General features: G+C 34.0%; 3 protein-coding genes. All 3 read right to left on the reverse strand.

Annotated elements, in window-relative coordinates; all coding sequences use genetic code 11:
* Positions 1-111 precede the first annotated feature (111 nt).
* A complete protein-coding gene (locus V7183_RS11710; protein WP_335359618.1) occupies positions 112-2,727 on the reverse strand; it encodes a hypothetical protein in 2,616 nt (871 codons plus the stop codon).
* Between the two features lie 21 nt (positions 2,728-2,748).
* On the reverse strand, positions 2,749-5,433 hold the full coding sequence (locus V7183_RS11715; protein WP_335359619.1) for a tetratricopeptide repeat protein: 2,685 nt from the start codon (positions 5,431-5,433) through the stop codon (positions 2,749-2,751).
* 225 nt (positions 5,434-5,658) lie between these two features.
* On the reverse strand, positions 5,659-5,940 hold a 282-nt coding region (locus tag V7183_RS11720), incomplete at its 5' end, for a WXG100 family type VII secretion target (protein ID WP_438825168.1).

Genomic DNA, 5,940 nt, shown 5'->3' on the forward strand with positions numbered 1-5,940 from the left:
CTCTCCCACCTAAAAAAAGGGGGTTATGTCAGTATTTTAATTGATGTATAAAACATTCCTTCATTTTCATTTAGAAGTTCACCATCTAAAAAATGGTGAACTTCTAGCATTCTATTTGTACTGTTTTAATCCTTCAACTGCTTTTTCACGAATATCTGATGGGATATTTGGATAATTCTTTCCATCAGCTAAGAAAGCGTAATAGTTATATGCTTGATCATGGTGGTTCGCTTTAAAACTAGCATTTGCATTATCTAATAATGTTTGTGCCCAGTTTCCTAGTAAATTCTTATCTGGATGTCCTGTCACAATTGCACGGTGTAAATGCGCAATTGCTGTGGCAAGTTCCTCGTTGTTTTTCGCAAGTTCCTCGTTATTTTTCGATTGTTCATACTTCTTATACATTTCATTTGCTATATAATAATCATTTAAATATTCAATACGTTGTTTTAATGATTCTTTATTTTTATATTTCATGTGTTGATCTGTTGAACCTGGTGTTTGATAAATTAGTTGATACAACTTTAATGCTTCTGTATATTGTTTTGCTTCATAAACTTCTGCTTTTTCCATTAGTTTATTTAACAATTTTTCATAGCTAGCAAAATCATATTCACCACGGGCATAAGCTTGACCGAAATAATACAAAGCATTATACTCTTCGTTTGGTTTTGTATATACTTGAAGCGCATAAGTCAATAATTCAATGCCTTCCATCTTTCCAGTAGCATATTGTATTTGAGGAATCATCCGCTCATCTTTCCCAATCCGATTATCGATATCAGAAAGTTGAGAGATTAATCGATATGCAGGAAATACTTTTTGTTCCCCTTTTTCTTTCCAATCTGATGTCCCGCGTATTTCATCCCAAACTCCATCAGCCTGGCCTCGCAATATTTTTGTATAATTTACTAAATTTATCATTGCACGCTCAGATGAATTATTATTACGGATAGAATTTGCCATATACATAACCGCATCGTAATAAGCATTTTCTGCAGCAGCATCATTTGCCTTTACTTCAAACACAAGTGCCATAGCCTGTTCATTTGCTTTATTTTTTTGATCACTTGACAAATGATTCACATTTGTAAAGAAGTGATAGTTTTGAAGCGCATCTAGTGGATTTGCGACTTCATCAGATTGGATAACTAAAGCATTTACTGCCTTTCCTAATAGCTCTTGGAGCTGCGCCAGTTGTTCATCTGTATGAAGCGGATAGTCAATCCATTGATCAGCCAAAGTAATAGCTTTCTTATAATCTCTTTTTTCCTCATTATCTATATATTCCTTTATTGTCACAATTACATCCTCAACTGGACTCGATTGTGCAGCTTTTATATCTTTTCCTTGCTCATCTTTCTTTTTATCTTCTTGTTTTGCAGCCTGTTCTTTTTTATTTTCTTGACTCACGGTCTGCTCTTTATTTGTTTTTTCTGTTTTTATTGCTGATTCTTTCTGTACGTCTCTTCCTGCCATTTCTTTCACTTCACGTTCAATTATCGTATCGAACATACTTTGGATATGTTCTTTCGACTCTTTTTCAACCTGTGGATCAACACCTTTTAATAAAGATGTTAATAAATAATATTTACTTAAAGCTTTATTGAAAGAACTTGCACTGGCAGGATTGGATCTCCAAGCATTTTCATCCATTTGTGCAGCATTAAATATATCTGTAGATAACTGCTTAATTTCTTCTTCTTTATTATTAACAAATCGATCCAGCTCTGGTGCAGTAGCCATATTACTGTTTAATACATTCATTTGATTTCGAATATAGAATAACATATTTTCATCTGAATGCTTCCTAGTTAAAATTTGGTCTAAATTTTGCTTTCCTAATAACGCTTGTGCTTTTAGTTTTGGACTAGAAATTGTATTCGTTTGCGAAAGCAATACTAAATCTTTTTGATCCGTACTGTTTGATAAATTCTTTAATTGCTCTTCTTTTTGTTCCTGATCATAAAAATCACTAAAGAACACCGTGCTATATGTTTCATTTGTTTCTTTTATGTACCAAGATATCATTTTATCTCCTGTATATGGAGAAATACTTATTATGACATTTGGTTTAGCTGGTCTTGCATCCCCATGGCTTGGTGTATCTTCATTTTTTCCGCCATTCTCTTCCTGATTTCCATCGATGTTCCCATTTCCTCCATTATGGCTATTGTTTCCACCTTGGTTCCCGCCATTTTGACCCTCATTTCCATTAGGTATAACAATTGGTGGTTTCTCCCCTTCAATAGGTGGGGTTACAATCTCACCAGGTTTATTATCCACGCCTTTATTATCCCCCGTATTCACCGGTATAGGTGTAGGTGTTACCACAGCCGGTATAAGGTTCTCTCCCGGTTTCGTATTACCATCCAATTTTATTTCAGGCTCTTTCTTTTCTACTTGTATTTCGTTCGGATTATACACAATTGGTGTAATTGGGGATTTATTATTACTCAAAAGGTCAGCTAAATTTACTTTTCCTTTTTCCCCATCAGCCTTGTTTTCTTTTTTCCCTGCTTCTTCTGAGCTATTCGAAAACATAGAAGGAAATCCATTATTATTTCCAGTTATCCGATCTTCTTTTTTCTCTGTATTACTCGCAAGTTTTACTGGTTCCTTATTCTCTTTTGCAAAGCCTTTATCATATACGATATAACCTGATGTTCCTAATAACGCACACGCCATAGCTGAGATGGCAACTTTCTTCCCTGTCTTACTATCCATTTCCCGTATCTCTCCCTTTACTTATTGAATCCAACCATTACTTTTAAGTTCCGCTAGTTTTTCCTGTGCAGCTTTTACTTCTGCTTCATTTTCATTCGCTTGAACGGTTTTCTTTAAAAAACGGCTAGCGTCTTCATATTGTTTCTGTTTGATCTTAAACATCCCGTATATAAAATTGACATGCGGGTCTTCATCATTCTTTGCTAATGCTTCTGCAAAATAACGATCTGCTTCTGTTCCCTGCCCTGTTTTATCGTGTAATATCCCTAAGTTTACAAGAACGTTACTATCGCGAATTCCTAGATTCAGTAATTCGTTATAAACGTGTAAAGCCTGTTTATACACTTCTCCACCTTTTCCAGCATCACGAGTTTCATAAAACTGTCCAAATTCATAATATACGGTGCCCAGTTGATTTAATGACTCAACATCTTGTTTATTTTTTGTTATAGCTGAATCTAAATATTGAATTGCTTCTTGATAGTTTTTTTCTTTTTTCGAACTATCAATTAAATTCGTCTTATTCCATAAAACATATAGGTTTGATAGTTCAATATAATACGTCGTTTTCTTTTGATCCAATTGAATTGCTTCTTTTAAAAATTTTTCCGCTTTATCTAGTTGTCCTGTAACTTCACATAATTGTCCTTTTAAATAAGACACTGTTGCTTTTTCTTTGGTTGTTTCTGTCTTCATCTTAACGATGGTATCTTCCGCTTTTTCAAACTCTCCAATTTTCATAAGACTAACAGCCAGATCTCTCATTGCATCACTTTCATAAGCTCCAATGTCTTGTCCTTTTTCATTTATTACCTTTTCATAATACGGTACTGCTTCTTTATAATTTTTAATGCGGAAATTTGCAGAAGCTAATAAATACAGCATCTCTTTATTTGTTTCATCAATTTCCCGATCTTTCACTAATTTTGTTAAGTAATCAATTGCTATTTTATTTTTTCCCTCTGCGATATAAATGGTTGCTAGCTGTAAATATGCTTCTTCCTTCTCTTTTACCGTAAGAGCTTTCACAACATTCTCTTCCGCTACTTTATAGTTACTACTTGCATATGCCTTGCGCCCATTCTCCATATAGGCTTGATACTTTGTATTTGTTGAATATAAGTAATAGGCAAACCCACCGCCTCCAATTACCAAAAAAGTGGAGCCAACAATAATAATGTTACGTTTATTCTTTCTCCACCACTTTACAAAAGAAGATGGTTCTGTTTCTTGTTCATATGTAGCTAACGTTAAGGGCTGATTAGATGGTTTAGCATTTAAAATCTCATCATCAATGTCATAATCTACTTGATTATTTTTCTTCTTTCTATTTTGCAAAATACTATTTGGCACCGTTTCATGTAGACTAGCTACTAATTGTTCGGAACCGTTCTCTTCTTTAGACTCTAATTCTTTAATGATTTGCTGTATTTCACTTACAAGTGCTTGATCAAGGTTTGGAAATTGCATGATCCGTTTATAAACAAAACAAGCCATACTTGTATGATTTTCCAGCTCCAATTGAGTCGCTAATTCCAAATAACATTGTAATATGGATTTTTTATTATCTTGATGCGGCTGTTCTTGCAACAATTCTATTAGTGTTTTTAGCTCTTCTTTTAAAGCTTTCGTTACATGTTCAAGACTACTAATCGCTGTGTACTCATATAAAGCTGCTTGGGGCATTCCTTTTTCTTCAAATAATCGTGCAATTTCCAAACATTTCGATAAAAAAACAGAGTTTGATACTTGCTGATTTGTTTCTTTATCATGTTCAATAACTTCCTCTAAATCACTTAAAACTTCATGCCACTCTGTAAAACTTGGGCATTCTTCAAAACGATTACTTTCCCATGCCTGCTGCAATAAACTTGTAACTCGAGTCCCCCAATTGGTTTGCAAAGAGTGTAACAGCAAATTATACCTTTCACATGACGTTTGCATTTCTTCTGCTTTAAAATAACTTGCATCTGCCCATTTTTGCTTTCGAATATCTTCATCACACCAAGCTAATATTTCAGATAGTAAAATAGCTCCAGAGAAGCGATCAGCTTCTTTTTGCCATACTCCCTTTTGTAAGTATATTGGTGCATATCCGGCTGACCCTGCTGGTAATAGGGAAGGTCGCTCTATTTTAGGTCCATACATTTGCTCAATATCTACCAACTCAATGATGTATTGATCTATCATTTGTTCTTCAGTTAAATATGGAATAAGAATATTGCTGGAAGACAAATCGTTATGAGCAAGTTGCTCATCTTCCATTTTTTTTAATATTTTCAAAAAGGCCTTCATAAGCTTAAAACAATCTTGTTTTTCAAGAAGTCTTTGTTCTTGTAATATATCAGCCCATGTTGGTCCATGAATCCAAGGCATAACAATTGCATTTACAAGATCCTCTGATATTTCAATCACCTCAGCATGTTCGCTTTTTGTTACAATATACCGAGATCCCACTTGAAACCCTGCCATTTTTGAAAGTGTATTCAAAAATTCTAATTTATGTTTTTCTTCTCGATACCGATTTTTAAAAACTTTTAAAGCAATCTTTTCACCAGTTTGATCATTTTGTAATTGATATACAATTCCTTGTCTTCCTTCTTGTCCATAAGGAATATCAATCCCAAACACAGCTGGATGTTTCGTAAATCGATATCGTTTTCTATTTAAAATGATGCTTTCTCCTACTTCCGGTCGAAAAACCATGCTATCCCCTTACTCTCATTTACTTATTATTGTAAGAAAAGACTAGGAACAAATCCAAGGCTACTGAAAAAGTGTCTACTTTGAGTAAACAACAGAGCTTTCATCAATATACAGAAATCAAAAAGAAGATAACCCTCTATATATAGTAGGCAGTTATCTTCTTTTTCTTTTTTAAGGAGCTTTTTCAGTGCCCTCACAAATCCTGGTCTTTTCTTCCTTTGCAAATCAATATGTATTATCAACTGTTTCGAATTTATTAGCAATACGATTCAGTTCAGAAGCAATCCCCTCGATAATACGAATATACTCTTGCATACTAATTTTAGAATTATCGAATTCTTCTCTGAACTTACGTTGTGTATTACCTGCCCAATTTTCACCTAAGAAGTTAATTTGGTTATCTAAATCACGAATTTGTGCTTGAGCTTCTTGAGATGCTCTAGTGAAATGGTTAGCAATGTCTTTCATTTGTTCTGGTGTAATTTTAATATGCATACTTTTTAATCC

Origin of the sequence: Bacillus sp. JJ1127 (genome assembly GCF_036965845.1) — a bacterium.
GTDB lineage: Bacteria > Bacillota > Bacilli > Bacillales > Bacillaceae_G > Bacillus_A.

Excerpts from the sequence above, each read along its gene's own strand:
- V7183_RS11710 (WP_335359618.1), bottom strand. The coding sequence starts at position 2,727 with ATGGATAGTAAGACAGGGAAGAAAGTTGCCATCTCAGCTATGGCGTGT.
- V7183_RS11715 (WP_335359619.1), bottom strand. The coding sequence starts at position 5,433 with ATGGTTTTTCGACCGGAAGTAGGAGAAAGCATCATTTTAAATAGAAAA.